The 24,130-nt window shown below is 43.8% G+C and carries 35 protein-coding genes; all 35 read right to left on the bottom strand.

The genetic code is table 11. The features are described from left to right. Window positions 1-5: 5 nt before the first annotated feature. Window positions 6-758, bottom strand: a complete 753-nt coding sequence (locus P3J6_RS14315; RefSeq protein WP_198523381.1) for a hypothetical protein — start codon at window positions 756-758, stop codon at window positions 6-8. 1 nt (window position 759) lies between these two features. Further along, window positions 760-1,179 carry a phage tail terminator protein gene (locus P3J6_RS14320; protein WP_109874441.1) on the bottom strand — a complete coding sequence of 140 codons (420 nt, stop codon included), beginning with the start codon at window positions 1,177-1,179 and terminating at the stop codon, window positions 760-762. Next, complete coding sequence (locus P3J6_RS14325) at window positions 1,179-1,607, bottom strand: gp436 family protein (RefSeq protein WP_138607715.1); 429 nt, start codon at window positions 1,605-1,607, stop codon at window positions 1,179-1,181. Before P3J6_RS14325 ends, P3J6_RS14320 begins: the two co-directional genes overlap by 1 nt. Then, window positions 1,608-2,108 carry an HI1506-related protein gene (locus P3J6_RS14330; protein WP_198523382.1) on the bottom strand — a complete coding sequence of 167 codons (501 nt, stop codon included), beginning with the start codon at window positions 2,106-2,108 and terminating at the stop codon, window positions 1,608-1,610. It abuts the gene before it with no gap. A gap of 68 nt (window positions 2,109-2,176) precedes the next feature. Beyond that, window positions 2,177-3,085, bottom strand: a complete 909-nt coding sequence (locus P3J6_RS14335; RefSeq protein WP_198523383.1) for a Mu-like prophage major head subunit gpT family protein — start codon at window positions 3,083-3,085, stop codon at window positions 2,177-2,179. Further along, the gene (locus tag P3J6_RS14340; protein WP_198523384.1) at window positions 3,085-4,320 is read right to left on the bottom strand and encodes a phage protease; all 1,236 of its coding nucleotides are present in this window, start codon (window positions 4,318-4,320) and stop codon (window positions 3,085-3,087) included. The genes P3J6_RS14335 and P3J6_RS14340 overlap by 1 nt, the downstream gene beginning before the upstream one ends. A gap of 803 nt (window positions 4,321-5,123) precedes the next feature. Continuing rightward, on the bottom strand, window positions 5,124-6,380 hold the full coding sequence (locus P3J6_RS14345; protein WP_198523385.1) for a hypothetical protein: 1,257 nt from the start codon (window positions 6,378-6,380) through the stop codon (window positions 5,124-5,126). A gap of 20 nt (window positions 6,381-6,400) precedes the next feature. Next, entirely contained in the window at window positions 6,401-6,862 is a 462-nt protein-coding gene (locus P3J6_RS14350; RefSeq protein WP_198523386.1) for a phage virion morphogenesis protein, read from the bottom strand. After that, window positions 6,862-7,056 carry a hypothetical protein gene (locus P3J6_RS14355; RefSeq protein WP_198523387.1) on the bottom strand — a complete coding sequence of 65 codons (195 nt, stop codon included), beginning with the start codon at window positions 7,054-7,056 and terminating at the stop codon, window positions 6,862-6,864. The genes P3J6_RS14350 and P3J6_RS14355 overlap by 1 nt, the downstream gene beginning before the upstream one ends. After that, window positions 7,053-8,534 (bottom strand): phage minor head protein, encoded by a 1,482-nt coding sequence (locus P3J6_RS14360; protein ID WP_198523388.1) that lies wholly within the window; start codon window positions 8,532-8,534, stop codon window positions 7,053-7,055. Before P3J6_RS14360 ends, P3J6_RS14355 begins: the two co-directional genes overlap by 4 nt. Then, on the bottom strand, window positions 8,535-10,100 hold the full coding sequence (locus P3J6_RS14365) for a DUF935 domain-containing protein (RefSeq protein ID WP_198523389.1): 1,566 nt from the start codon (window positions 10,098-10,100) through the stop codon (window positions 8,535-8,537). It abuts the gene before it with no gap. Then, window positions 10,097-10,252 (bottom strand): hypothetical protein, encoded by a 156-nt coding sequence (locus P3J6_RS14370; RefSeq protein ID WP_198523390.1) that lies wholly within the window; start codon window positions 10,250-10,252, stop codon window positions 10,097-10,099. The genes P3J6_RS14365 and P3J6_RS14370 overlap by 4 nt, the downstream gene beginning before the upstream one ends. Then, the gene (locus P3J6_RS14375; RefSeq protein WP_198523391.1) at window positions 10,252-11,856 is read right to left on the bottom strand and encodes a terminase large subunit domain-containing protein; all 1,605 of its coding nucleotides are present in this window, start codon (window positions 11,854-11,856) and stop codon (window positions 10,252-10,254) included. Before P3J6_RS14375 ends, P3J6_RS14370 begins: the two co-directional genes overlap by 1 nt. Continuing rightward, window positions 11,849-12,445 (bottom strand): DUF3486 family protein, encoded by a 597-nt coding sequence (locus P3J6_RS14380; RefSeq protein WP_002960376.1) that lies wholly within the window; start codon window positions 12,443-12,445, stop codon window positions 11,849-11,851. Before P3J6_RS14380 ends, P3J6_RS14375 begins: the two co-directional genes overlap by 8 nt. A gap of 2 nt (window positions 12,446-12,447) precedes the next feature. Beyond that, window positions 12,448-12,747, bottom strand: a complete 300-nt coding sequence (locus P3J6_RS14385) for a VpaChn25_0724 family phage protein (RefSeq protein ID WP_024606090.1) — start codon at window positions 12,745-12,747, stop codon at window positions 12,448-12,450. A 36-nt stretch (window positions 12,748-12,783) separates the two neighbouring features. Continuing rightward, complete coding sequence (locus P3J6_RS14390) at window positions 12,784-13,110, bottom strand: DUF2730 family protein (RefSeq protein ID WP_198523392.1); 327 nt, start codon at window positions 13,108-13,110, stop codon at window positions 12,784-12,786. Window position 13,111: 1 nt separating this feature from the next. Continuing rightward, complete coding sequence (locus tag P3J6_RS14395; RefSeq protein WP_138764257.1) at window positions 13,112-13,333, bottom strand: TraR/DksA C4-type zinc finger protein; 222 nt, start codon at window positions 13,331-13,333, stop codon at window positions 13,112-13,114. Then, on the bottom strand, window positions 13,330-13,776 hold the full coding sequence (locus P3J6_RS14400; protein WP_198523393.1) for a 3TM-type holin: 447 nt from the start codon (window positions 13,774-13,776) through the stop codon (window positions 13,330-13,332). The genes P3J6_RS14395 and P3J6_RS14400 overlap by 4 nt, the downstream gene beginning before the upstream one ends. After that, the gene (locus tag P3J6_RS14405; protein WP_198523394.1) at window positions 13,766-14,029 is read right to left on the bottom strand and encodes a hypothetical protein; all 264 of its coding nucleotides are present in this window, start codon (window positions 14,027-14,029) and stop codon (window positions 13,766-13,768) included. The genes P3J6_RS14400 and P3J6_RS14405 overlap by 11 nt, the downstream gene beginning before the upstream one ends. Beyond that, window positions 14,029-14,622, bottom strand: a complete 594-nt coding sequence (locus tag P3J6_RS14410) for a glycoside hydrolase family 108 protein (RefSeq protein ID WP_198523395.1) — start codon at window positions 14,620-14,622, stop codon at window positions 14,029-14,031. The genes P3J6_RS14405 and P3J6_RS14410 overlap by 1 nt, the downstream gene beginning before the upstream one ends. A 73-nt stretch (window positions 14,623-14,695) precedes the next feature. Then, the gene (locus P3J6_RS14415) at window positions 14,696-16,300 is read right to left on the bottom strand and encodes a KAP family P-loop NTPase fold protein (protein ID WP_198523396.1); all 1,605 of its coding nucleotides are present in this window, start codon (window positions 16,298-16,300) and stop codon (window positions 14,696-14,698) included. Window positions 16,301-16,346: 46 nt separating this feature from the next. Next, window positions 16,347-16,871, bottom strand: a complete 525-nt coding sequence (locus P3J6_RS14420) for a hypothetical protein (protein WP_198523397.1) — start codon at window positions 16,869-16,871, stop codon at window positions 16,347-16,349. Continuing rightward, window positions 16,871-17,140: a hypothetical protein gene (locus P3J6_RS14425; RefSeq protein WP_198523398.1), complete on the bottom strand. Its 270-nt coding sequence runs from the start codon at window positions 17,138-17,140 to the stop codon at window positions 16,871-16,873. The genes P3J6_RS14420 and P3J6_RS14425 overlap by 1 nt, the downstream gene beginning before the upstream one ends. Window positions 17,141-17,337: 197 nt before the next feature. Then, the gene (locus P3J6_RS14430) at window positions 17,338-17,523 is read right to left on the bottom strand and encodes a hypothetical protein (RefSeq protein WP_198523399.1); all 186 of its coding nucleotides are present in this window, start codon (window positions 17,521-17,523) and stop codon (window positions 17,338-17,340) included. 220 nt (window positions 17,524-17,743) lie between these two features. Then, a complete protein-coding gene (locus tag P3J6_RS14435; protein ID WP_198523400.1) occupies window positions 17,744-18,097 on the bottom strand; it encodes a hypothetical protein in 354 nt (117 codons plus the stop codon). After that, window positions 18,098-18,523: a Mor transcription activator family protein gene (locus P3J6_RS14440; protein ID WP_198523401.1), complete on the bottom strand. Its 426-nt coding sequence runs from the start codon at window positions 18,521-18,523 to the stop codon at window positions 18,098-18,100. Further along, window positions 18,516-18,983, bottom strand: coding sequence for a gp16 family protein (locus P3J6_RS14445; RefSeq protein WP_198523402.1), 468 nt, complete (start codon window positions 18,981-18,983; stop codon window positions 18,516-18,518). Before P3J6_RS14445 ends, P3J6_RS14440 begins: the two co-directional genes overlap by 8 nt. Beyond that, the gene (locus P3J6_RS14450; RefSeq protein WP_138607666.1) at window positions 18,976-19,155 is read right to left on the bottom strand and encodes a hypothetical protein; all 180 of its coding nucleotides are present in this window, start codon (window positions 19,153-19,155) and stop codon (window positions 18,976-18,978) included. Before P3J6_RS14450 ends, P3J6_RS14445 begins: the two co-directional genes overlap by 8 nt. Before the next feature lie 96 nt (window positions 19,156-19,251). Beyond that, a complete protein-coding gene (locus P3J6_RS14455; protein WP_198523403.1) occupies window positions 19,252-19,437 on the bottom strand; it encodes a hypothetical protein in 186 nt (61 codons plus the stop codon). Window positions 19,438-19,448: 11 nt separating this feature from the next. After that, complete coding sequence (locus P3J6_RS14460) at window positions 19,449-20,051, bottom strand: DUF3164 family protein (protein ID WP_198523404.1); 603 nt, start codon at window positions 20,049-20,051, stop codon at window positions 19,449-19,451. Window positions 20,052-20,056: 5 nt separating this feature from the next. Then, window positions 20,057-20,263, bottom strand: a complete 207-nt coding sequence (locus P3J6_RS14465; RefSeq protein WP_109874412.1) for a hypothetical protein — start codon at window positions 20,261-20,263, stop codon at window positions 20,057-20,059. 2 nt (window positions 20,264-20,265) lie between these two features. Continuing rightward, complete coding sequence (locus tag P3J6_RS14470; protein WP_198523405.1) at window positions 20,266-20,598, bottom strand: helix-turn-helix domain-containing protein; 333 nt, start codon at window positions 20,596-20,598, stop codon at window positions 20,266-20,268. Further along, window positions 20,582-21,187 carry a hypothetical protein gene (locus P3J6_RS14475; protein ID WP_198523406.1) on the bottom strand — a complete coding sequence of 202 codons (606 nt, stop codon included), beginning with the start codon at window positions 21,185-21,187 and terminating at the stop codon, window positions 20,582-20,584. The genes P3J6_RS14470 and P3J6_RS14475 overlap by 17 nt, the downstream gene beginning before the upstream one ends. Before the next feature lie 11 nt (window positions 21,188-21,198). Then, window positions 21,199-21,906, bottom strand: coding sequence for an AAA family ATPase (locus P3J6_RS14480; RefSeq protein WP_138607657.1), 708 nt, complete (start codon window positions 21,904-21,906; stop codon window positions 21,199-21,201). A gap of 14 nt (window positions 21,907-21,920) precedes the next feature. Further along, window positions 21,921-24,128, bottom strand: coding sequence for a DDE-type integrase/transposase/recombinase (locus P3J6_RS14485; RefSeq protein ID WP_198523407.1), 2,208 nt, complete (start codon window positions 24,126-24,128; stop codon window positions 21,921-21,923). Window positions 24,129-24,130: the final 2 nt, after the last annotated feature.

The following is a 24,130-nucleotide window of genomic DNA, read 5'->3' on the forward strand; positions in this document are numbered from 1 at the left end:
AGGGCTTATGAAGCGTCTAGCTCGTCAATGTAGTACGGCTCATTTTTGTTTGCTACCAGCTTAGCTGTGCCCTCAAGCGCAGCGGTTACAAACTCACTGCTTGCTAAGTCAAGCTCAGAGGTTGGCATCATTGAGGTGTCGTAAATTTCAAAGTTAACTTGCTTACCATTGGCTAGGTTTGTGCCCTCGCCAAAAATACGTAAGCGCGTTTGGCTTACTGTTGCACCGTTAATGCGTTTACCAGTGCGGGCGTTGTAAGTACCGTTAATAGTAATACTGCCACCAGCATCTAATGCACCGCCTTTAATGGCGCGTATCATGCCTAGCGCAAAGTTAAACTCGTAATCAACACCCGCAACTAAGGTTTCGGTGGCTTGTTTTACTACTACATCGTTTGTAAAGTTTTGCCCTGGTACTGAAACCCATGATTGGTTAGCAGGCATGGTTACGGCTTCGTCGGTTAATGTTCCGGCTGCGTCGTTAATTGCGGCCACATCACCCATAAGCGCAAGTGCGATCATTTCGGCTGGCTGGTCGTCAAACTCCCATGTAATAACGGTTGGCTTGCTTATTTTTACGTCATCAAGTGTTTGCCCCTTAGTGGCTTTTTTATTTGATGTACGTACAACCGAATCGGCTTCGGCTTTAATGCCTAGCTTTGTGGTGTTAATTGGGCCAAAAATTTGGCCGGTGCTTATGCCTTGCTCATTTAAGCGGTCTACAAAAATGTTGCCCGCTAGTAAAATACCGTCGCTCATATTAAAGCGCTCCTTTAAGTCTCATTTGACAAGTAAAAGCCAGCGGGTAATACGCATGGCCTTTGGTGAATTGGGGTTTAGCTGGGGTGTTTACTCTAAGCCATGGCCCCGTGCCGTTAAGCACTTTGCCCGCCATAGCGCGAATAATGTTAGTTATGTGCTCACCTGCGTTTGTGTCTTGCTTACGTACTACCAGTACAACAATCCATGTTTGGGTTAGCTGCATTAAATGGCCGGCGTTTTTACTCTCTGGTAAGTTATCGCCGTAGTACATAAGGTGAATGCTGGGGGTTGTTTGGACGTCTTCTTTTACGTTGGCTAGCTCGTCGCTTAGGTAAACACGCTTAATGCCTGGTACTTGTTCAAGCGCCTGTTTAAGTGGGTTTTGAGCGGCAAAATAGTCGGTAGTAATTTCAAACATTAAATAAACCCCTTTGACTTTTCACGTGAAAACACAGTACCTGCGCTTTGTATGGTGGCGGTGTCTTGCACTTTTGCGTCTTCGCCTAGTGCGTTAACCCCAATGCTTAGTTCTCCTTTAGCCACTGAGGTTAAAAACTTTACTGCTTCCTTGTAGCGCGTTTCTATGTGCTCTGGGGTGTCGTTTGTGCCTAATTTATAACGGGCAATATCACAACAAAATTGCTCAAGTAGGTTAGGCACCGTTACAAGCGGCAATTCATAACGCCCAGCTAAATAGCCGTTAATCATGTCGCTTGCATCGGTAATGGCCTGCTCAATAACTGCGGTATTAATTACATCAGCGGGGGCGTCGTCGCGTTCACTTAAATAAATAAGCTCGCGCTCACCAAAGCGCTTTTGCATTGCGGCTATTGTTGCGTAGGCCATTTACTCGCCCTCGCCTGCTTTGGCTTTAGCTTCGGCGTCTGCACCAAGCAACCATTGCCATGCAGCATCACGATCTTGTGCTGATACTTTAACGCTAATCACTTCGCCCTCGGTTTCGCCTGGTGCTTCAAAAGTGACTTGTTCACACTTAGGCTTTTCGGTCATTTGCGCACCGATAATAAGCGCGATTATAGGTTGTAGCTCTTGTGGGGCTTGGGTGTAATCAACAAGCTGGTATAGCTCGGTTTTTTGGTCTAAATCTGCACCCACGTTATTTGCGTCCAGCTGTGGGTTCTGCGCAGTACTCGCATCGAGCGGTACAGCTTGCACCGATAAGCGTGGATCATTTTCAATTGCTTCAAGCTGCTTTTGAGTAAGCTGATCTGCGGGTAATGTTTGCTTTCCGCTGGTGAGACTAATGCCGCCACGACGGTAGCCCGTAGGCTGCGTGCAATGGACAATGATAGCCGCAAGGGCAGTAAGCTTGAGATTTTTAGCCATTTCATTATTACTCCTGGTTTAAAGCGTGGGGCTTTAAAGCCCCGTGCTTAATAGGGTTTTATGTGTGGTTAAAGGTAGTCAGCTACTAATAGCTCTACGCGGCCTTTAAGTTCGTTTGAGCTGTTTGATTCCATTTCACGCTCTAACATGCGGGTGGCTTGCTTTTCCATGCTGGCGGGAACAACTAACATGGTTGGCTTAATACCCAACTTACGGCCACCGTCGGCTTTAAAGCTGCGCATTTTTTCGATGCTGTCCCATAAGTTATCTGGCGTTAATGCACGTTTGTTAGCAAAGGCAAGTTGCCAAAAACCAAATCCTGCTGCATCACGGCAATCAACGCCGTAACGGTATTCTTTGCGAGTGAATACGGCTTCGTCGTCCATTTTTGTCATAGCAAGTAAGTTAGGCTTTTTGCGCTCTTGGAAAATAAGCGGCTTAAGGGCTTTTGAGGTATCGAGTACGTACCAAGCTTCGCCCTCGTAGGCTACATCTTCGGCCATATTGGCAGTAGACACCGCTACACCTGTGCCGTCAGCATTTGGGTAAACCGGATGATCAACATCAAAATAGTTTTGCCCGTCGTAGCACAAGGTTGTAAAACCAGCTGCCAACAATGGGAAAATCATTTCGTCTGGGTGAATGGCCGCCGCGTTACCCATTTCTTTAAAAATAGGTGAGTACACGCCTAGGTTGTCGTCTTCAATATCGTTGCGGTCTACGCCTACCGTTGACTCGTAATCGTCGTTGGTAATGATGTACGCCTGCGATTTCATACTTTGAATATTACGATCGCCAATCCATTTAGCCAGGCTTGGAAACTTACCCAACCAGCCATAGGTATTACTGGCCGATGTAGATTTAATTACACTGGCAATTTTATTAAATTGCGGTGCTGCTTCTGATTTACCTTGTTCAAACTCAGATTTAAACGCGGTAAATAAAGCGTTTAAAATTGCTGGGGTCACTAAAGCCATTAGTTTTGCTCCTGTTTAGCTTTGGCATAAGCAGCATGGCTAAGACCTAGCTGGTCTGCTGCATACTTGTCTTCTGCTGTGAGTGCTGCTAAGCCGTCTTTATCTTGCTCTGGCTTAGGTGCGTGAGTGGTTTGCTGAGCCGTTAAGCTTGCAATAGGTGAACGGGCATCTAACACCGCTTTTAATGCAATAACGCCTTGCTGATTACCTAAGCTCGTTAAGTATTCAACTTCGCTGGCAATAATGCGGCCATCTTGTTTAGCTTTGCTAATTTCCTGCTCAACCGTTTGGGTTTCAGTGGTGCTTTTAAGGGCAACCATTTCAGTGTGCAATGCGTTGTAGGTTTCAACCGGCACGTACTTAGCTAAATTAACCTCAGAATCTGGGCTATTAGCTTTTAGTGCGGCAACGGCATCGTTTGCGTTACTTAGCTGGGTAGTGAGCGAGTCGGCTTCGTCGGCCTTAGCCTTTAAAGCAGTGAGTGCTGTTGTTGCTTGGGTGTAGTCTGCATCGGTGATTTTGTCACCATCCACAGTTATACCTAGCAAGCTCAGCAATTTTTGAGCTGCATTCATGGGTGTATCTCCATCGTTAACATGGGTTTTAGAAGTCTTTAAAACAGCAACTTTGTCCATACCGTCTACCGCTGGGTCGTTGGTAAGGGCAAAATGGCGTAATTTGGTTGGGCGTCCTGTTTGTTTGTCGTAATGAAAAACAGGGCTAATAAAGCGGTACTCGTCGTTTTTTAGGTGCGCACGTGCGCTGGGTGTCCAGCGTACATTTAGGGCATACAGCCCCTCGCCTGGCACATACTCTAAGTCGCTTGGGTTAAACCAACCGCTTGCTGGGGCTGGCTTGCCGTTTTCTTCGGCGTGTAAGGTTTGGTGCTCGTAGTCAAAGTGGTAGTCGTTGGTGCGGGTGCTGGCAGTGCTTTTGAGTAGCTCAAATGCGGCTTGGTCTAGTAACCAGGCATTAGCAGGTACGTCGAACGGGCGGCCATCGTGCGATTTAAAATAGCCATCTGGCATTACCATTACGCGCTCGCTGATACCTTGCTCGTTAATTTCGCTGGCAAAGCGGCACGCAGCAAAGCCTAGGTCGGCAGGCTTGCTAGCTGATAAAGCATCAGGCTGGTTTGCTGATAAAACAGCAAGCTGGTCTTCTGATAAAGCAGCAAGCGCCGCTTTAAGTGAGGCAAATTCAAGTAAGCTTTTTTCGGTAAATGGTTTTTTCATGGCTGAGCACAGTTTGAATAATCTGTGCTCAGTATGGATTTAGAATTGAATTGGTTGGCCGTGCGGTGTTTCGGGAATTAAAAAGTGCAAATTAAATATATAAAAAGCGATTAATTGGAATGGTCAATAAGATATAGTTCTCACTTAAGTATTACAACCCTGTTTAAAAGGTGTTTAAAAATGTACTGAAGGGATTGTGATAGCTTTTTAGGGCTAGGATGAAACTTTATATAGAAAAGCTGTGAGAGCTCAACACAGAGCGCTGGTATAAAACCAAAAAATGAATAAAACCTAGTTTTTTAGTACTATTAAAAAAACAAAAAACAACATTTAGTACCAGACACTTAGTAATTAAAAACGTGGTATAGTATGAGATTGAATTAAACGAGAGGGGGAATGTGTATTGAGACGTATTAATAACCAAAGGAAGCTTTATGCCCAAAAAGAAAGGTATTACCAACCTAAATGGTAAGGATAAAACAGACTCAACATCGACTAGCCTCGAAACTAAAAAAGATGTTAAGTCTGTAAACATTATAAGAATTATCATTACTATAATAATCAGAGAGTTAACATCTCAAGCTATAGGGTTTATCCCCCAAATAGTAGAGTTCATTTCTCAATATATTATTTAACTAAAGATATTTCTTTTTAATATTAAGTGGTCAGTAGCTATCTTACTGACCACTTCGTCACTATACACACATTCTTTTTAAGTGCATATTCGATTTAGTTATATAAATATACAAATATACAAATATACAAATATACAAATATACAAATATACAAATATACAAATTTTACTACTTCCCCGCGTTCTCAACTTGTGTGTCTTTTTTGTCTTCTTTTTTAAAGTCGACCTTTTTTATGAGTTCCATCACCAATTCTTGTGTATTTAAAGGAAAACTGTCTGGTTGAGCTACATTGGTTTGCCTTGAAGCAAAAATGCGCTCAGCAATTGAAATTTTAATTCTATTTTGGTCTGCTTCTGGGAGTGATGCAATGTAAGGTGTAATTGCTTTTAAATCTAATGCTGTATGATGGTAGTTATATTGTTGTTCTCGATGCTTGGTAGATTCTCTTGAGAGGTATGCTGCTGGTATTGATAGAATAAACACTAGCACTGTTCTGAAGATTGAGCTTTCCCAATCAAACCCAGAGTGGGTTGAATCATAAAATGTATAACAAACAATAAAAACGATAATTGCCATACATCCTAACGAACCATATCTTAACCGGTCCGCCGATTTTTTTTCGGATACTGCACTTGAGTCATAATCGTTAGCCATAACTCTATTAGAAGCATTAGATAATAAACCATCTAGTTGGGTAACCTTGTTTTCTATGATCACCTCAGCTTCTTCATATAAATCATTAACAAGAACAAGATCAGACTCAAATTTTTCACTTAAATTTGTAAGCTTTGTTTCAAGCCCTACACACTGTTTATTAATACTACTTATTGTATCATCAAGATCAGAGGCAACTTTTTTAATCTCTGATTCTTGGGAGCTCATACTAAAATCTAGCTCATCTTTTAATAAAGAAATTTTATCATAAACTCCCGAAACTTCACTCTTTAAGTCCTCAATAATACCGTGTTTAAATGAGTCAACCTCCTTTAAAATTCCTTCACTTAATACTTTATCTTTCGACTCACCTAGTAGTTCTATTCTGAACTCCTCTGGGCTAGAAACTATTCTAGTAGCTCTTGATGTTAGTTTTTGTAAGTTTTCAAATACGTCAAAATAACTTGGTCTAAAAGATTTTGCTAATGCGATAGATTGTTTTAACGCTAAAATTTCAGCAGCTAAATTAGAAAATAAACTATGTAGATTACCTCGAACTTTCCCCGCTTCAGAGTCTTCCATAAAGTGCAATGCCGATAGGTCTTGTAGAAAGATTACATTTATTTTGTTACGGATATCTTCAAGTACAGATTTCCTCTCTTTATCTTTTTCTGTAATATTTTCATCGTCAAGTATTTGATACAGTGAATTTAGGCTTTCCCATATATTATTTTTGAGGTCCTCAAATTTTTTTATATTATATTCTGTCATAGAGCTTCCTTTTTTCTGTTTTAGTTTCCTTTATCCACAAAATTAAAAATTATTTCAATAATTTCTTTTTCGTCATTATCCGATAATCCTAAAAATGGCCGTGCGGGTATGGCCGCTAAACGGGGTGGCATATCGCTTGTACCACCAAATTGGTGAATAGCGCCGTATTCCATGTTTGTACCAAATTCTAGTGATTCGTCCCCGATGTTATAAGCGAGCGTATCGCGCATTATGTCGTTTAGCCTGAGTATTTTGTCTTTGTTCTTTTTTTTGCTCTTGGCGTAATCGGGGCTAAGTGCTTGCCATGGGGTGCCGTCGGGGCTGCGCTGCTCGTCAAAGTGATCGCGATGTGTGAGCATTAAGTGCTCGCCTACGTTGCCTAGTGCGGGCGCTAGGTTGTTGGCATTTTTAATAAGCTGGGTGAGCACGTCGCTTACGGCTTGTGCGCCTTGGGTGCTTATTTGTATTTTAGCGCCTGCCATTACACTAGCCCCTCGTTAAAGGCTTGGGCGTGTGTTTGCTGGTCTAGCCCTGCGATTAGTGCGGGTAGTAGGTCGGCTATTTGGTCGGCCTCTTGGCCTTTGGCGCGTTTTTCAAGGTGCGCAAACTCGCGACACGTTTGAAGGGTGTAAGGGGTTTGTTTTAGCAGCTGCTGCGCTTGGGTTAATAATGTCATCGTCTTTTTTCCTGTGATTTGGCGGCATCTTTTACTAGTTGGTCTATCCAGCTTACAAGCTCGGGTTGCCATTTTTTAAGCTCTTTGCGAGCCAGCGCCCAGGCGGTAAATGCCTCGGCAAATTCTTCGTACTTGTTGGCGGCTCCGTAATACGTAACCGGCAAGGCGTTTTTTAAAAAGGCCGGTGCGCCTGCATAGTAATGCACTTGGTGCCCTAGTTCGTGTAGCCATGTGGCTACCACTGCGTGGGCTTCGTTTTTATCTAGTGCGTTAAGTGTATCTGATATTGTGTGATCGCGTTTTAAGGTTTGCCCGTTGTGCTTAAAGCTGTACTTACCTGCGTTGTTAGCGGCGAGCCTTACGGTAAGCGCTGCGGTGTCTTGCACGGCTTGCATGTCTACTTTAGCTAGGTTTTGGCTGGCTTTTACTTTTACCACTACGTGCTCAAACCCCACTGAGGTAAACCCACCTACCCGTTTAGGGCTTCGGGTGGCGTATTGCATACGAGCGTAAAAGTCGTCTACACCTAAGTACTGCCCAACGTCACTGCGTATGGCTGCGTTTGCTTTAGAACCTGCGCTCATTTCGTTACTTTTTACAAACAGGGTTTTAGTTTGCTTGGCGGTTAAAAAGCTGTTTAAGCCGTTAAGTACTTCGCTATCGAGCTGGGCTAGTAATGGGTCTAGCTTTAGCGCTGTAACGTTTTTAGCAGTGCTGTAAGCCGATGGCACAATGCGGCTTGCTTGGTAGTCTGCTACGCGCTTTGTAAGCGGTGGTTTGTCGGCCACTTGCTTTTTAGCCTGGCTTGTAAGCTGGGCGGTATTTTTGGGGGTGTAGTCAAAGCCCGGATCAATACCGCGTGGTAGCTCAAACTCTTCGCCTGTTTTTTTGTTGGTCCAGGTGTAGTTGCCCTCGTCGGGTGCTGTGCCTACAGTTAGGCCACGGCGTTTAAGCTCACGTTCGCTTAGGCTAAACTTTTTACATTTACAGCCCCAGCCGTTTTGTGGGCTGTGGGTATCCCACCATGGATGATCAACCGGTAACACTAGGTTATTCCATTTTAAGTGCAGTACGCGCGGGGTTTCACTATCGCCGTGTTTGTATAGTGCATAAGGGCGGCTGGCTTTAAGTGCTTGTATTTGCCCCTCGCGCCCTGCGTTGTAGGCTTGGCGTATATTGGTTTCGTATATTAACTGGCTGCGCCATGCAGGTTCCCCGTTATGATCCCAACCATAACGCGATTTAATGTTATTAAATTCGTTTTGAAACCAGCCCAGGCTTTTACCCTCGCTTATTGCTTTATCGACTGAGGTATAAAAGTCGTTAAGCATGTCGGCCTTAGTTACACCTGCTACCATAAATGCGCGGTTATGGGCATTTTGCCATACATCATCCCAGCTGTTGCTGGGTGTGTTTAGCTTTTGCCTAAAAAAGCGTATGGCATCATCAAACGGTAATGAGCCGTATCTAACAGCCATTTAACGCCCCTCATCCACTTCTAGTGCGCCTAGTAATTCGCTGGCTGCCATGGCCTTTGCCATTAGCTCGCTAAAGCCCTCTGTGCTTATTTGTGGCTCTAGTTCTAGTATGCCGTCGCGGATTTCTTCTAAGCTGCTGGCGTTTTTAACCAGCTCGGTTACGGCATCGCTCATGCTGTTTAAGTGAGTTTGTGCTTGTGCGGTCAGCTGCTCGGCTACTAGGTCGGCGTTATCTTTTTGCGGTGTATTTTTAAGTGCAGCAAACCCCTTAAGTGCGGCGCTTGGCTCGGTTGGTGCTGTTATTGGGGCAAGGCTTAAAATTGCCTCGCCCTTTTCTGGGAGTGGTATTTGGGTTTTTTCACTTACCCAGCTAACCGGTACTGGGTAGTTGGCTTCGGTGAGTATTTTAAGCGCAGGTGCGAGTACGGCTATGTCGTCGGCTTCGCTGGTGTCGAATTTAAAGCGTGGGATACGGCGCGCGCCTGAGTAGCTTTTAGAGTTAAGCGCGTGCATTGGGTAAATAATATCGCGCGTTATTGTGTTGGCTACTTGCTTTAAATCGCTTTCGGTTATGTCGTCTAGCACGTCCATGTGAATGCTGCCTAGGGCGTTTGTGCTGGTTTTACCATCGGCTTGGCTGGTGAGTGTTGCCCCTAATACGGCTTTACTTTGGGTGGTTTCACACCACTTGATCATGGCTTCAAATGGGTCGGCTTGGCCGTTGGCTGCATTTTGAAAGTCGATTTCCATGCCTTTAGGGATTATACCGCCTGCGTTATGGCCGATGCTAAGCACGGCACGTAACAGGGTGGCTTTTTCGTCTTCGCTGGCACCATTAGGGTATTTACCCAGGCGTAGCGGTAGGCCGTAAATTTCTAAAAATTCGGCTAAGTCGCGTATTGAATAGTTTTTAAATAAGTACGGCCATGCCACGGTTGATGTTAAACCGGTGCGGTGTATATAACCTGACTTACTGCGGTGAACGTGGGCACACCAACCAAATGGGTTTAGTGCTTGGCCTGTGTAGCTGTTGTCGCGCAGCATCAGCTGATTGCGGTCGTCTGGGTGGGTTTGAAATAGATTTTGATCGCGAAATTCGTAACCGGTAATAATATGCTCGCCGTTATCAAACGCCCAGTTAAGCTCGTTACATGAAAACGATTTTAGTATTGCGTCGCTGCAATCAAATAGTAGGTCGTCTAGCCAGGTGGCATCTTCTAGTATTTCTTGAATTGCTGCTGCGTCTTTTTCTTCTTGCTCTGTTGCGTTGCGCGGCGGTTCTACTGACCAATCGTACTTAAGCCAGCCTCTGCGACGTTTGGTAAGTTCGCTAAATAGGTGGCCGTCTTTGTCTTCCATGTCTTTTGCTAGGTCGGCCATGGCTGATAAGTTACCTGCATCGGCATCTTTTAATAGTTGCGACAACTTAGCAGGGGTAAGCGCTTCGCTTGGGTGCTCAGCATATTGGCGCATTAGCATGCCAATGCGGCTATCTTGCTCGGTTTGGGCTTGCTTAAAGTCGGTTGAATTTAGCGGGTTGCCGTGGATGTCTACTATTTGGTTCATGCGGTTACTCTTATGATGGGCTTAACGCTTAGCACGTATACGTCTAGCGTTAAGGTGTGTTGGTGGGCCTTGGCTAAACTGGCGGCGGTTATATCAAGCTGCTCTGTTTTGGCTGTAAATAGCTCTTGGTAAACAATTCTAAAACGTGGCATTACCAAGCTGCCTTACGAACACTTGCAAGGTCGTCGCTGTGGTCGGGGCGTAGGCTGTTAGCGGCTTGCTGGGCTTTGCTTGGCAGTGGTGTGTATTCTATGGCGCTGCCGTCCATTTCGGCTGCCCGTATTAGCATGGCGATTGATACGGCGCTATCGCCATGGCGTTTGTTGCCATCGGTGCCGGTGTTTTTGCCTTTATCTACCTGTGCAATACCGTTTTTAAGTTTAATTTGGCCTAGGTCGTCTAGTACGTCTTGGTCTTTTGGTAGCGTGATGTTTTTAGTTTCAAAGTAGTCTTTTAATTTTGGCATCCACTCGCGATACCAGGCTTGTGATAAATGCACGCTATCTACTAGCTCGGTGCCGTATTTAAGGCTTGCAGCTTCGGCTAAGAAACCACCGTTACCTGTAGCGTCAAACGCTAGGCCACGTAGTTTTGGTATGCGGTCACAAATATAGAGCATGATTTGCTTTTGCTGCTCGTAGGTTACGTTGCGCAGCTCGACCATAAATGGCACGGTTAGGCTGGTGTCTTGGTTTATTTCACCAATACTGAATACGGTTAAATCGCCTTTGCGGGCAAAATCTTCACCAAAGGCATGGGTTAGATCAGGATTTAACCCACTGAGTAAATCATCAATATTTTGTTCAAGCCAAGTGGCTACGTCTTTTACTCGTTGCTCTTCGGTCCAGCTTTCAAAGTCGGTGGGGGCTTCGTAGCGTATTACTTTGCAGTCGTCGCTTAGGGCACGTTCACGCAGGCGTCGGCTTAGGTATTGCCCTGCGCCTTGGCTTGGTACACAGTATAGCTCCTCGTTTGCGGCGTCGGCCGTGGGGTAAAAATCAACTTGATTAGCTAGCCATTCGTCTTCTTTGGCTTGCGTCCACGTTTGCCCACTTACCAAACAAATGCGCTTGTAAAGCCCGTGCCTAAGCGCTTTATCAATAGGGATATGATGCACGGAATACTTTTTAGTGCCGCGCCTTGCTTGGGTAATTAGGGTGTTAAATAGGTTATCTACGCCGTTATGGGTTGAAATAATACGTACTCGACCGCCCCACATGGTAAGCGCCATAGCAGCTTTTAGCACTTCGTCTAGGCGGTCATGGAATGCGGCTTCGTCTATTACTACGTTACCTTGACGGCCACGTAAGTTGCGCGGGTTAGAGCTGAGCGCGACAATTTTTTTACCGGTATTTGGGAATTTAATTTCAAAGGTGTTGATTGATCGCTTGGTGCCGTCTGGGTCTTTTTCTTCAAATATGCCCTCTTCCACTTCGCCCATTACCATGTTGAGCTTTTGCGCCCAAAATGCACAGGCGTCTATAAACTCCTTAGCCATTTCTTTGTCTGAGCCAAGGTAATAGGTGTTCTGGCCGTTGGCGGTTGCTGCTGCGCTTAGTACGTCGTCTAGTGCTTCGGCAAAGGTTAACCCGGTACGGCGTGACTTTTCGGCAATTTTTACTATTGCGTTGTCTTCCATCCATGCTTTTTGATAGCCAAAAAGTATGTCGGTGCCCATGGCAACCGCTAACGAACCTGACACTTTGCTAAGCGGTAGCTCGTTGGTTTGGGTAACGCTTTGCGCGGTGCTAGTCATGCTTTAGCCCTAATATGTCGCGTTTGAAAAATGCCAGCATGTCGTCTGCGGTTTGCGGTAAGTTTTCGTTTTTAACCTTTTGGTCTAGGTCTTTGGCGAGCTTTTGCGCATAGGCTTTTTCGATTTCTTGCTGGCGTTTGTGTGCGGCCATAGCGGTTTGCTCTAGTCGCTGAGCTGCTAGCATGGCGTCTTTTATGGTGTCGATGTCTACCGCTGCGTCTTCGTCGGGGTTCATCATTTGTTGCTGCATAGCGCGGAACAGCTGAGAACGGCCCATTTCTAAAATAAGCTTGGTGGTATCGCCTGTGGGCTTTTCGCCAAGCTCTGCGGTAAGTGCTTTAGTTGACTCGCGCAGGTCGCGTAGCTTTTGGCCTATGGCTTCGGTTTTTTGCGCATGGCGGCTTAGGCCACTGCGGCTAATGGTTGCGCCCTCGTCTAAGCCTGACTCAATAATAAGGGTATTTACGGCGTCGAGTATTTCGCCTTGGCTAAAGCGTTTGTCGCGTAGCATTGAGTCGAGCTGCTTTTTAATGTCTTCGGGCAGTAAATCAACTTTGCTGGGTTGGCCTCTGCGGATTGACTCGCTCATAGTTAACCTCGTGGCCCAGGGCGTTTAATGCCAGGTACTACACTTATGCCCTCGGCTACGTCGATGCCTGATTGCGTAATACGGGCTACCCATGTGTTTTCTGTGAGTTTATCGAGTGTTATATAGCCGTTTTGCTCTAACCAATTGAGTAAGGTTTTAAGCTGATCGCGACTGCAACCCAGTGCATAGCGCTGCAATACATCGGCTAACATGCTGGTGTTAGCGCCAAAATCGGCGGATTCTTTTAGCGTTATAAGTATGCTAATTCGTTGGTGCTCGGCTTGAACTTGTAACATTGCCATAGTGGTTTTTCCTGAATTAAATTTTGGTTAGCCTGCTCAGCTGTCGTTGCTGCGCGTGCCTCTGAGTTCGTTTTCCATTAGTAAGTCGGTTAAGCGTTTTATGTCGGTGAGCTGTGGGTTAAGGCCGTCTATTTTTACGCTTACTTCTAATAGACGTTTGTCTAGGTCGTGTATGTCGTCGGCGTTGGGCAAGTCTTCTATTGTTTTTTCTACGGCACTTAAACGGCTTTCTAACGCTTTAGATACAACCTCATGAGTTGTTTTAGTTACAAAGGTGCTGCGCAACCATGCCAGTGCGCTTGCCCCAATAATGGCAATACCTACGGTTAAAAATGCTTTCCACCATTCCAATATAAAATCCATGCTAGCGCCTATAGTGCTGTTGTTGTATTTCAATGAGCGATTGGCAATCTACACAGGTACTACAGTTTTTAACTGCGTCACGGCGTTGTTTTGGTATGTCTATGCCACACTCTTGGCAGTGCATAAACGCTGCACCGGACGTGTTTGCTTTTTCGCGCTGAATTGATAGCGCGGCATCGAGTAAGTGTTGTTCTATTTTTTGCGCGTCGTCTAATTTACTCACTGCGGTTTCCTTACTTTTTCAATGACGTTTTTAATGCCTTGCTTAACGCTTGGCGCGGCTTTTTCAACTGAGCGGCCAATAACATAGCCTCCTATGCCTAGCTGTAATAGTTCCCATGCTTGCGTTGATAAGCGAAAAGCCAGCCAGCCGAATGAGTCAAAGCACACCAACACTAAGAACGTAAGCATGGTGATTGGCCGCCAGTTACGTTGAAGCCAGCTTTCACCTTTGGCCTCGGCGGTAATAATTTGCGATTGCGCCTCTAGCACTTTGCCTTGTAGCTCTACAATTTTACCCTCAAGCTCTAGCACTTGGCTTTGAGCTGCGTTTTCAATCCGCTTAAGTTCGTTGGTAACTGCTTGGCGTTCTTCGTCACTGGTAAAGAGATCATCAATTAAATTGGTGATCGGCTCGACCACGTTAAACCAGTTTTTAATTGCCATTGGATTCTCCAGAACGATTTTTGAGGGCCTCATGGACGTTTTTGTAGCTTTGCTGGCCGTCTACCCGCAGATGTATGTCGATGGCTCTAACCGATTGCCAGCCTTTATTAAAGTGACTTTGCATGGTGCCGCAATGGCTGTGCATTGGTATTTTGCGGGGGTCGAATGGCATATTGTGCATGCGCGCATCAACTTCCAATTCCATGCGTTTCTCACGGCCTTTTAGATATGACCAATCCCAATTTTTACCCATTAGGCCACCCCGCTTAGCTGATTTACTGCAAATTCGGTTACATGGGCTAAGCGGTTATACCAGCCCTCTAGGTTTGCTTTTTGGCTTGGATCATTTGCACAAATGCGGGCGTACTTACGGCCACGGTTTACGCTGAGCAATACGGTTAGGCTAAGGGCTGGACTCTGTAGGATAGCGGCTTGGGTTTTTGGCCCCATGCGACCATCGGGCTTTGAGTTGACTAATCGCTGGGTTAATTGGGTCATGGCGGGTACGCCGTGCTGTACCGCGCCATCTAGCAGCATAAAGTAAACCCCTGCGGGGCTTTGCTCGCAGTGCATGGCACGCCAATAGTCACGATGATAAAGGCTTACTGCTTTAGCAAGCGTTAGGTTTTTAATATCTACAGTTGGGTAGGCGCGCTGGCTTATACCGTACTTGGTAAGGCCGCCACGGTCAGAGGCTACGTTATTTAACCCGCCATCGCTGCGCAAGCCTCCCTCCAAATACAAGATAAGTAATATGCACTGGGCAAATTTAAGCGAGTACGGGGCAAGTACGGCTAGTACTTCTGGCGATTGTTTAAAGTAAGTTAGATTGAGGGTTGGAGACATACCGAAAAACCTTGTTGTTTTTCGGTATTTTGACTAGTTAGCCTTGATTAGTGGCCGTGCGGGGTTTCGGGAATTAATCTAAGTGTGCTGATATCTCAGCAAGCTCTCGATAGTCACCCAAGTTTAATGTATTTTCAAAAATTAAAAAGCTTAATTGAAAACGTAGTTTTATGTCCTCACCATAACTCTGTTTTGGTATTGAATCTAAAAGCTTGTTATGTATTTTGATTAAAGCTGTATTTGAAACTTCACTATTACTCTCATACAAACCACCAAAAACTTTCAGGTATTCTGACAAAGATGTATTCTGCTTATATACGTAATCCGGTGCCTCTTGTTGCATACTAGAAGATTCATAGTCCAATTGATCCGAAGGAATCCTTTTATATAAACGCCTGTCATTGAAATAATTAATCGATATGTCCAACTTAACTGAAGCAAGCTTTGAATAAATAATGGGGTTGTTCTTATTAAAATAATCTAGTGTTCTATTACTTATAAATGAGTCTATTAGAAGATCATATTTCGTAATATCCTTCTCCATAAAAGATAATAATGTCATCACATAAGGTACATCTATAGTCTTCCCATTATTTACATTAGCAAAGATAGATTCAGCTCTATTGAGTACCTTAATAGATTGTCTGGGGGACAGATCTAACGCATTAAAAATATCATTGCATAATGAGTAAAAATCACCTTTTTCAAAATTTACAAATGGAAATAGTATAACTTCTCTACTGATAAGCTGTTCTTTACTAAATGATTTTAATTGACAGTAATTTTCCAATAAAGATTTGGATACTCTGGTTCTTAAAATATATTTATTATCAAAAAAGCGACTCAAATATTCTTCTGCATTAAAACCCGCACCGTAAACAGCTTTTACTGTATGAGCTAACTGTTGGGTATTAGTAGCAACAATAAATGAAAGCCCAGGTATATCAAAAACATGTTTAATAGCTTCCAACATTTCTACGGCATAAGTCGGCTTGCAACGATCTAGTTCATCAATAAATATAAATGCAGGAAAACTATTAGTAATAGTTTTCATATCCTTAATTGGAGTATTTACAACGTATTCGACCCAGCTTTGAATAGCTAGCTTTAGTGTTTTTACACTTTCTTTACTATCAGTGACTTCTTTACAAAATACTTCGAGTACCTTTTCACCAGCTTTAGAAAAATCAACTTCTTTACCTGAACCTGTTAATTGTCCCTCATTCGTTTCTGTGGAATCAAATATATTAAAATCAAACCCTAAGTACCTTTTCATTAAAGCACTACCAATCCTTGGCGCAGCCGCTTTTATTACCCCATTTAACTTTCTTTGAGTTTCATCAGGATCAATTTTGTCTGTTTGTGTTTTTAATTGCTCTATAATTTCACTTAAAACAGTCATTAACGGAGATTCAAGGTAGTCAATAGCCCATGCATCAATATAGACAACTGGATGATTACCTTTTAAATCTTCGCTCCAACGTTTCAAAAAGTAGGTTTTACCTGCGCCCCACTCTGCATCAAGGTTTAATACATAATTTGATAAATTATTCTTATCAGTGCCGCCTTTCGCTTTTATTAAGGAGGTTAAGTAAGTTGCGTACTTTGCTCTACCGAGATTATCAGCGGAAAATACTTGTTCATTAATTGGTTTAGGGTTATCCCAGTTAAAATCCATTTTTATCCTACAAACAAAAAAGGCCACTTTAAAGTAGCCTTTTAATTTATTTAGTTTTGACTTGAGAGCTCGTTTCAGCCTTTGCTGACTGCTCCATTAGTTTGTGTATTTTTCCTAAACTACCGTTGATCAATATACCACCAAGAAATATAGCTCCTGCTAAAGCACCTACTGCCCAAGCAATCTTAATGTTTATTTTTCTGATTTCAGAATTACTTTCTTTTATTTCTTTTTTAAAATTTTCATCGCAAGATTTCAATTCAGATTTGAAGTCGGAACTTAATTCTTTAATGTCTTTCCTCGTTTCTTGCACTAACGTATTCACTTGAACACTCAGAGTTTCAGATAATCGTTCCTGTCCTAATGAAAGCTTGTCGGAGCTAGAGCTCAATAAGTCCTCAATTTTACTGAGGGATTGATTAATATGCCCATGATTCGATTCTAGCTTAGCTATTTTAATAGAAATTTCATTTTGATTGGTAAGTACCCACTCAAGATGTTTTTTTTCCGAAGCTCCTCCCCCATTTTGAGGAGGCTGTGACGGGAAGTTATTTTGATTATTTTGTTCCATCACTTCACCCTAGGTTGAAGCCAATCCCAGACAGAGTTAGGCTGAACCCCCCAAAATGAGTCTACCGTCGTTATAACAAAAATAAATTTTGTATCGCCTTCACCTACCAGTTTATCAGACACTTCTTTAACACTTCCGCCTAAAGGCTCATGTAAAAACCAGCCCAACTCGGAGAAAGTGCAGTGTAAATCACCAGGATACTTTGACTCGATGAGCTCTTGTAAAAAATCCTTATTCGCCATATTACTGACTATAGAATAAACAGCCATAAACCTCTCCCTTTAAGCATAAAATACCTGCTGTTTTGTTAAGCAATAAAACTTTCATCATGCTATTTAAATTTACTCCCTGCACATAGTAAACCTTGCATTAAGATAGTAAGGGCTTTTAAATGTTTTTTCAATCAACAGTGTATATAAATGATTCTAAATACAACAAAAAACCGCGTAAAGCGGCTTATTTTTGCTTAACCAAGATTACTGAGATTTTGCTTCATTCGGTGGGCATTATCGGCGAGTACCGTTGCGATGTCGCTTAAACCTATTGGTACATTATTACTATTGGGGAGACTTGCAAGCTCTGCAAATAAAGATAAGGTGGCTTGAATATTGTGTAGCTCATTTAATGCATGCTCTTTTAATTTGTTATCCATTACTAATTCCTAAAATACAACAGCAAGGGTTACTACATTAAAAACGAACTTAAACAGTATTTTATAAACTTTAGCTGATTAGCTTTTACCCATGCTGTGTACTTTTAACTTTTTAATGATAGTAGTGCAAAAATAATCAACTTTTTTATAAGCTCTATCCATCAAGTTACCTTTTGTATAAATCCTTGCAGAAAAAGTACGGGTAGCAACAAACATGAATTTAACCTGTTAAATCCCTTAACTTTTGCTGTAACTCAGTAATGCCTTTTAGCAGCAGGTTGGGCTGATGTATAAGCATAAACTCTAGGTCTTGCGCTTTTGTTTTTTCAAGCGCTGCTGGTTTTTTTGCTATGAGTGGTGCGCCCACTTCGTCTATAAATTTGTTTTCGTCTTGCATTACGTGCAGCTGTATTTGTATATCCGTGCTTTGCATTTGCAGTGTGCCTAGTAGTACGTAATTGTTTGGGTGCTTACCCTCTAACATATCGACTATTAGCGTATCTACACACTCTATGGCCTCGGCGGCTACGTTAACCGCTTCGCTCATTGGGGCTTTTTTGGCTGGGTTGCTCATTTAAAATAGTCTCCTTTGGCGGCGCTCGGTTTCTACAATGCGCTGGTGCTGGATTATTTCAGCTATACGCCGCTCTGTTAGTTTAAATTTATTGGCAAGCTGCTCGATGTTGTTGCCTTTATATTCTTGCCATATTTGTATGTCGCGCAGCGCGACTTTTAGACGTTGGTCTGTGGGTATGTATACGTCGCGCCCACCAAAGTAATGACCTATTGCTAGGGTTATGGCCTCGCCTACCCCTTGCGGATTGTTTACACTGGCTTTAGTTAACTGAGACTCAATAAGTAGTGCAAGCGATTGTAGGTTGCTAGGCCAGCGTTTACGTACTTCGGCTGCATCCTCGGTAGATAACTTGCTCAAGCAGTCTTGCAGCTGCTCTACGCTTTCGCCAAACAGCTCTGATTGGAGTTCTTTTTGATTAGTCATTATTACCTCTGGGTTGCTCTTTGTTCGATTCACGCTTTTGCCACTGCTTAAGTGACTCCAGTGCTTTAAGCGCTTGTTGTTGAGTTAAAAACTGGGTGTGGTAACTTACGTTTGCCCCTACTTTTGCGCGGTTTAACATACGGTTTACGTAGGCATCTAGGGCGGTTTCTGAGCCATCATGCACAATGTTTTGTTTGTGCATGGTGATCCAAATTGCGCGTATTTTGTTTATTTCGCCATGTTGCTTTGGTGATGATTTAGGGCTTAAACGACGTTTAGCCTTGGCTTTAAACCCTGCTTTTTTAAAGTGTTCTAACACTTTGTTTAGCTCGGGTAGGCTCATTTGACTGCATGACGTTTTACCCGCTGAGCCAAGTAATGCGGCGCGGTAGGTGTCGTCGTCTAGCCCTAACTGCCCTTTTGCTATGTGAATGAGCTGTATTAGCTTTGCTTTAGTCATTTTTAAACTCTTCTAGCTGCGCGCGTAGGGCTAAGTAGCCTTGGCCTATTAGCTGGGCTTCTTGGTCTGTAAATACGCTGGTGTCTACTGATAACTTGTGTGAGCACTCTAAAAACTTAACTAGGGCAACAAGCTGTCTTAGCTCTAATTCTGGTTTTACGATATAGGCCATGTGACCTCCTTTTGTTGTTTGCTGTTTATCAAAGTGCTTTTGCTTTGGGTAAAACACTTTGATAAAAAGCCGCGTCCGTGCGCGCTTTTTAATGGTTTAGCTGGTGTGGCTTACGCTTTTTTGCTGAGGCGGGTTAATGCCTACCAGCTGGCTTTGCACTACAAAGCTGATGTTTTGAAACACAAAGTTGATGTTTACTGGCTCTTTGCTTTGCGCCACTAGGTTTAAAACTGCTTGTAGGTCGCTGTGTTCGTTTACTTGAATTGTTGATGTAACTTCCATGATTGCGCCCCTTACAGCTTGGCTATGTCTAGTGATATGGCGTGTTCTTGCTCGCCTATGGTTTCGTAAAAACGTATAAAGCGCGTTGAGTCCATTACCAGTATTGAGTCGGCTATAATGTCCATTGCACGCTGCCATTTACCGGTTTCGTCGGTGATATTTAGGCGGCGTAGGCCGAGTACTTTTTGCACTGAAACTTTGCCTTTTTTGTCGGTGGCAAAGGTTTGCTCAATAATGAGTTTTAGGTTTTCGTTTGCGCCCTCGCTCCATTCGTTTAGGCATTCGTCTATAAGGTCTTTTGCTATTATTAGCTCTGGCCCCAGCTCGATACTTTCTTGCACTTGCAGGGTTACTTTTTGCTTGTGATCAAAACTGCGTAAGGTGACGTTGCCTTTTGTGCCGCCCAGTTCTACTGCGTACTCTTGGGCTAGTAAGCCTATGAATGCGTCAAACTCGCTCATTTGCTCTTTTTTAAAAGCGGCTAAAGCTTTGCTTTGCTCTTTGGCTTTGGCTATGGCTGATTGCACAAATTCATGGCGAATTATGTCGGCTGGGCGTATCGCTTTAAGTGGCACCTGGTGGCCTTTGTGATTTTTTAAAAACTCTTGTGGCATGGTGGTTATCTCTCTATAAAAATGATTATTTGGCCGTGTAATTTTGCCGGGCGAACTTGGCGGGTTTGCCCGTTTTTGGTTTCGGTTAGCACGGGTAAATGTGCTGGGGCTTTGCCTGCCACTTCGATTACGTGGCGGCTAAAGCCTTTATGTGAGCTGATAATTTGCAGCCCTTGTTTTTGTAGCTCTTTGAGTACGTTGCGTAGTTGCATGGTTATTTGCTCCCGCATATTTTTGAGTTTGGGCAACCATTGCGACACGCTTTATATAGCGCGACGCGTACATGGTTGGTGGCTGCGAACTTTCTTGATTGATGTTCTAGGCATTGGTTTAACGGTATTTCGTCTAGGATTGGACAAATTACCGTTGATGCCATAAATACGCCCTCTACACGCTGCTGTATTACGTGTGTAGAGGCTTTGTATTTGTCGTTTACCACTTGGCTTATTGTGGCTTTACTTACGCCTAGTTTTTCGGCAACGCTCCGCATGCCTTGCTTTGCTACTTCGTCTTTTAAAACCTGTAACCAGTTAGCTGTTGAAGTCATGCGCTTCTCCCAGTGTTACGGGGGCTATTTTTACGGTTTTACGTTGCACGGCGTTAAACTCAACTAGCTCGTTTGTGTTTGGGTCGAATACGCCTGTTGCTTTTGGAACGGGGCGCTTTGGACCGGTATTTTTAAGCATGCGGTATATGGTTGTCTCTCCTGCTCGCTCAATGACTGATCCTGTGCGCGGGGCTGATTTGACAACAAATATGTACCCTGCTTTTTTTAAAATTGAGATATATGAACGCGCAGAGGCTACCGATATGTCGGCGGTGCTTGCTACTTGCCCTGCGTCAAATTCATTTAGGATTCGCATTGATTGCCACATGCGCTGTCTCCCTGAGTTTTCTTGTTTTGCATCACTGTTTTTTGGTTGTTTAAACGGCTTGTATTGGGCGTTTAAAACGGTGTAGGTGATGTGTTCGTAATCAACATTTTCAGCTATGGCCTTTGCTGCTATTAGGCGTTTTGCAAAGGCTTTTAAGCTGTCGAGTGTTGTGTGCTCTATGGCATCGCGCACTTGTTGCAATGAGAATGTTTTTAGGATTCTCATTGCTTGCCATGCGTCTTGTAATTGTGGGCGGCTCACTGAATCTCTCCTTACGCTTTTTTAAGGAAAAATTCTTTAGAACCCCACTGCTGTAGGTCGATACTTGTTAGGCCGTTTGCCAGTGCAAAGGCTTCTATTTTTGATAGCCCTGTGATGATGCGACGCACTTCGCCGTCGGTGTCGCTGAGCAGCTGGCTTAGTAGGTCGTCTTGTATTGTGAGCGTTGGCTCTATGACTGCGTTGACGATAATTTGCAGGTCTTCGCGTTGGGTTGGCTGAAACTCTAACCATTCTGATATACGGTTATAAAATTGACGGTGACGCTGTAATTTGCGGCGCACTGATTCCATACCAATAAGTACTACTGGGCAGTTAGTTAGGTCGTGAATATCGCGCACGATTTCGAGTGTGTTTTTGTCGTTTAGTAGGTAGTCAGCCTCATCTATAAACAGTGGGCGATTGTGTATTGCCATGTGCTCTATGATGTAGTTAAGCATGGCTTCACGGGTGTAAATGTCTGGGCCGCTTAGCTCTTTAACTATTTGGCGTAAAAGCTGCGCTAATGTCATGCCTGATGTGGCACGTATGTAGATGCCGTCGCAACGATTAACCAACCATGCTGTTGCTGTGGTTTTGCCAAGACCTGGATCGCCGTAGATTAGGCCAATGCCTGGTACGCCATGCGCGCGTTGGTTTAGGGCTTCTACCATCATTTGTGTTGCTACTACGTTGCTTACGATTGCTATTTTAGTTTTCATGGTTTTTCCTTTTACTATTTATGTAATTGAGTTGGTGCAGCGGGTGCTGCGTTCATGTCGCTTAGTAGATCGTCTAGGCGTTTTGATGATGCGCGATTGTTTTGCTCCCATGTGTTTAACCAGGTTGCATCTACTTCGCTTAACTGATTTGTTAGGCGTTGTTTTTTATGAAACATGGCTTTGCTTTGTGGGTTGTCGAATAGCGGCGTTGGGTTGACGTTTGCTATGGCGGTTTCAATTTCTAACTGCTTACGGCGTTTTTCAAATTCGCTTAATTGCTCGTCGCTAAAGCCGACTGCTGGCTTACTATCGAGCGCTTTAATAGCTGACTGCGTTATGACGTTGGTGTGTTCAACCGACTGTTTAGGCAGTGTTGCAAGCGCTTTGTTTTGGGTTGTGTAATGCCCTAGCACTTCGTTTGCTATGTCTGAAACGTTGACGCTTTTAGCGGTCTTTTTAAGCTCTTTAAGCTTGCGTGATGTTTCGGCTGATTGGCTGCGTTTTGCATGGTGTGCTACGTCTTGACGTGTCATGCCTGCTGATTGAATTTCGTGGTCTACTGCGATACAGATAAACTCGTTATTCATGCGGTTAAATACGTAAATACGACCTACATTTTTAGGGTCCCATTTACATAGCACTTCATCGCCTATGATTGCGCCCAGTTCTGGGGCAATATAGAACCCGCCACTTAGTTTAATGCCCTCTTTACCTACTATGCGTAAACCACGATTTGACGGTATTGGCTGTAGCATGACATCAAGCAGGCGCTCGTCTTTGATCACTTTGATTTGGTCGCGACTTGCTGCGAATAAATCGAATGGTGTTTTATTGCCTATGTTGCTGTGCGGCTTGTGGTGGTAACGATTGTCTATCCAGTTATCTACGAACTCTTGCAGCTGCTGCGCTGTCATGTTGATTTCGATAGCTGATTTATCACCGCCCTGCTTTGCTAATAGGCGCTGTGCAAAGGTTTTGCGCGCTTCTATTGCTTGGCGTTCTGAAACGTTGTGACCTATGTAACCGGTTAATAGCTCGGCTATGTCGTGCGAGAACGTTTTGAAAAAGCGCTCTATGTAGGGCTTTTCTTCACCTGAAAACGGGCGTGTTGTTTCGTGCTTTATGTCGAGCGCGTCAAACACACTCTTGATTTGTATTGAGGTGTAGTCTTTACCGTTATCGGTGCGGGCTATTTCGGGTATGCCCCAATCGAGTATTGCTTTACGGATAACTAAACAGATACCGGTGCTGTCACTGGTTGGGTGAATTACGACTTTTGCACGGCGGCTAAATACGTCGATAATTCCGATTAGTGAGTGACGGCCATCGGTTAGCATTACGTCTGATGGGGTTGAATCGAACTCCCATAATTGGTTAAGACGTTTTACGTTTTCGTCCATTTTACCCATGGCGCTCATATACTTGTTTTTCCAAGCATCTGGGTTTGCCATTTTGGTATAAAGTGCGCTGTTTTCGCGCTTCCAACGTGTTAGCCAATCGCGGATTGTGGTTTCTGCTGGTAACGATTTACCTACTTGATAAAAACGAGCAATTAAGCCCTCTTTTATTTGGGTGGCTTTTACGTGTGGGTATTCGTAGATCATGGCAATGCAAAAATCGCTTAGCTCTTTGTCTGAGTCGATGATTGATTTGCCGGTACGCTTTGGCTTTAAAGCAAGCCCTGCTATGCCTTTTTCAGCTACGGTTTTTTGCCAGCGTATTAATGAATTACGCGACACTGACGGTATAACAGATTTACACTCTAATACGTCTTCAATTAAACCTTGGTTATAGCGCTCGCTAAAAAGTTTTAAGCCAACAATTTTGCCTAGTTTGTTTGCACTTATATATGCGTCTGCTGCATTTAATATTTGCACTTTGGCGCTTGCTTTTGGATCGATTTTTTCTAATCCAGCTAAGGTTTTTAGGTTTGATTGGCGTTGGTGATCAATTAAACCTTTGTCTAGGCTGTTCACTTTTTCTTTAACAGCTAGGTAAGATGCACCGCTTTTAGACGCTGGTGTATCCATTGATTTAATAATAGCCTCTTCAACTTGTATACGAACATGTACAGGTAAATCGCAAAGCGCGTATTTTCGCACTTTGCCACCACGGCTAGGTACTTCTGTAAAAGGCCAGTTTTCGTTTTTAGCTTTGATTTGAATGCTGCGCTTACTAAATAGTAAGTAATCAGCAAGTTGTTTAGCTGTGTAGAGTTCCATAA

Origin of the sequence: Pseudoalteromonas sp. 3J6 (assembly GCF_903995135.1) — a bacterium.
Taxonomy (GTDB): Bacteria; Pseudomonadota; Gammaproteobacteria; order Enterobacterales; family Alteromonadaceae; genus Pseudoalteromonas.

Coding starts and splice junctions, on each gene's coding strand:
- P3J6_RS14405 (WP_198523394.1), bottom strand. CDS start 14,029: ATGGGTAAAAATTGGGATTGGTCATATCTAAAAGGCCGTGAGAAACGC.
- P3J6_RS14360 (WP_198523388.1), bottom strand. CDS start 8,534: ATGGCTGTTAGATACGGCTCATTACCGTTTGATGATGCCATACGCTTT.
- P3J6_RS14465 (WP_109874412.1), bottom strand. CDS start 20,263: ATGCAACTACGCAACGTACTCAAAGAGCTACAAAAACAAGGGCTGCAA.
- P3J6_RS14370 (WP_198523390.1), bottom strand. CDS start 10,252: ATGCCACGTTTTAGAATTGTTTACCAAGAGCTATTTACAGCCAAAACA.
- P3J6_RS14385 (WP_024606090.1), bottom strand. CDS start 12,747: ATGGCAATGTTACAAGTTCAAGCCGAGCACCAACGAATTAGCATACTT.
- P3J6_RS14400 (WP_198523393.1), bottom strand. CDS start 13,776: ATGGCAATTAAAAACTGGTTTAACGTGGTCGAGCCGATCACCAATTTA.
- P3J6_RS14415 (WP_198523396.1), bottom strand. CDS start 16,300: ATGGATTTTAACTGGGATAACCCTAAACCAATTAATGAACAAGTATTT.
- P3J6_RS14315 (WP_198523381.1), bottom strand. CDS start 758: ATGAGCGACGGTATTTTACTAGCGGGCAACATTTTTGTAGACCGCTTA.
- P3J6_RS14445 (WP_198523402.1), bottom strand. CDS start 18,983: ATGACTAAAGCAAAGCTAATACAGCTCATTCACATAGCAAAAGGGCAG.
- P3J6_RS14380 (WP_002960376.1), bottom strand. CDS start 12,445: ATGAGCGAGTCAATCCGCAGAGGCCAACCCAGCAAAGTTGATTTACTG.
- P3J6_RS14335 (WP_198523383.1), bottom strand. CDS start 3,085: ATGGCTTTAGTGACCCCAGCAATTTTAAACGCTTTATTTACCGCGTTT.
- P3J6_RS14480 (WP_138607657.1), bottom strand. CDS start 21,906: ATGAAAACTAAAATAGCAATCGTAAGCAACGTAGTAGCAACACAAATG.
- P3J6_RS14330 (WP_198523382.1), bottom strand. CDS start 2,108: ATGGCTAAAAATCTCAAGCTTACTGCCCTTGCGGCTATCATTGTCCAT.
- P3J6_RS14435 (WP_198523400.1), bottom strand. CDS start 18,097: ATGAGCAACCCAGCCAAAAAAGCCCCAATGAGCGAAGCGGTTAACGTA.
- P3J6_RS14345 (WP_198523385.1), bottom strand. CDS start 6,380: ATGACAGAATATAATATAAAAAAATTTGAGGACCTCAAAAATAATATA.
- P3J6_RS14470 (WP_198523405.1), bottom strand. CDS start 20,598: ATGACTTCAACAGCTAACTGGTTACAGGTTTTAAAAGACGAAGTAGCA.
- P3J6_RS14320 (WP_109874441.1), bottom strand. CDS start 1,179: ATGTTTGAAATTACTACCGACTATTTTGCCGCTCAAAACCCACTTAAA.
- P3J6_RS14460 (WP_198523404.1), bottom strand. CDS start 20,051: ATGCCACAAGAGTTTTTAAAAAATCACAAAGGCCACCAGGTGCCACTT.
- P3J6_RS14440 (WP_198523401.1), bottom strand. CDS start 18,523: ATGACTAATCAAAAAGAACTCCAATCAGAGCTGTTTGGCGAAAGCGTA.
- P3J6_RS14375 (WP_198523391.1), bottom strand. CDS start 11,856: ATGACTAGCACCGCGCAAAGCGTTACCCAAACCAACGAGCTACCGCTT.
- P3J6_RS14430 (WP_198523399.1), bottom strand. CDS start 17,523: ATGGATAACAAATTAAAAGAGCATGCATTAAATGAGCTACACAATATT.
- P3J6_RS14355 (WP_198523387.1), bottom strand. CDS start 7,056: ATGACATTATTAACCCAAGCGCAGCAGCTGCTAAAACAAACCCCTTAC.
- P3J6_RS14340 (WP_198523384.1), bottom strand. CDS start 4,320: ATGAAAAAACCATTTACCGAAAAAAGCTTACTTGAATTTGCCTCACTT.
- P3J6_RS14365 (WP_198523389.1), bottom strand. CDS start 10,100: ATGAACCAAATAGTAGACATCCACGGCAACCCGCTAAATTCAACCGAC.
- P3J6_RS14485 (WP_198523407.1), bottom strand. CDS start 24,128: ATGGAACTCTACACAGCTAAACAACTTGCTGATTACTTACTATTTAGT.
- P3J6_RS14350 (WP_198523386.1), bottom strand. CDS start 6,862: ATGGCAGGCGCTAAAATACAAATAAGCACCCAAGGCGCACAAGCCGTA.
- P3J6_RS14390 (WP_198523392.1), bottom strand. CDS start 13,110: ATGGATTTTATATTGGAATGGTGGAAAGCATTTTTAACCGTAGGTATT.
- P3J6_RS14410 (WP_198523395.1), bottom strand. CDS start 14,622: ATGTCTCCAACCCTCAATCTAACTTACTTTAAACAATCGCCAGAAGTA.
- P3J6_RS14450 (WP_138607666.1), bottom strand. CDS start 19,155: ATGGCCTATATCGTAAAACCAGAATTAGAGCTAAGACAGCTTGTTGCC.
- P3J6_RS14325 (WP_138607715.1), bottom strand. CDS start 1,607: ATGGCCTACGCAACAATAGCCGCAATGCAAAAGCGCTTTGGTGAGCGC.
- P3J6_RS14455 (WP_198523403.1), bottom strand. CDS start 19,437: ATGGAAGTTACATCAACAATTCAAGTAAACGAACACAGCGACCTACAA.
- P3J6_RS14425 (WP_198523398.1), bottom strand. CDS start 17,140: ATGGCTGTTTATTCTATAGTCAGTAATATGGCGAATAAGGATTTTTTA.
- P3J6_RS14420 (WP_198523397.1), bottom strand. CDS start 16,871: ATGGAACAAAATAATCAAAATAACTTCCCGTCACAGCCTCCTCAAAAT.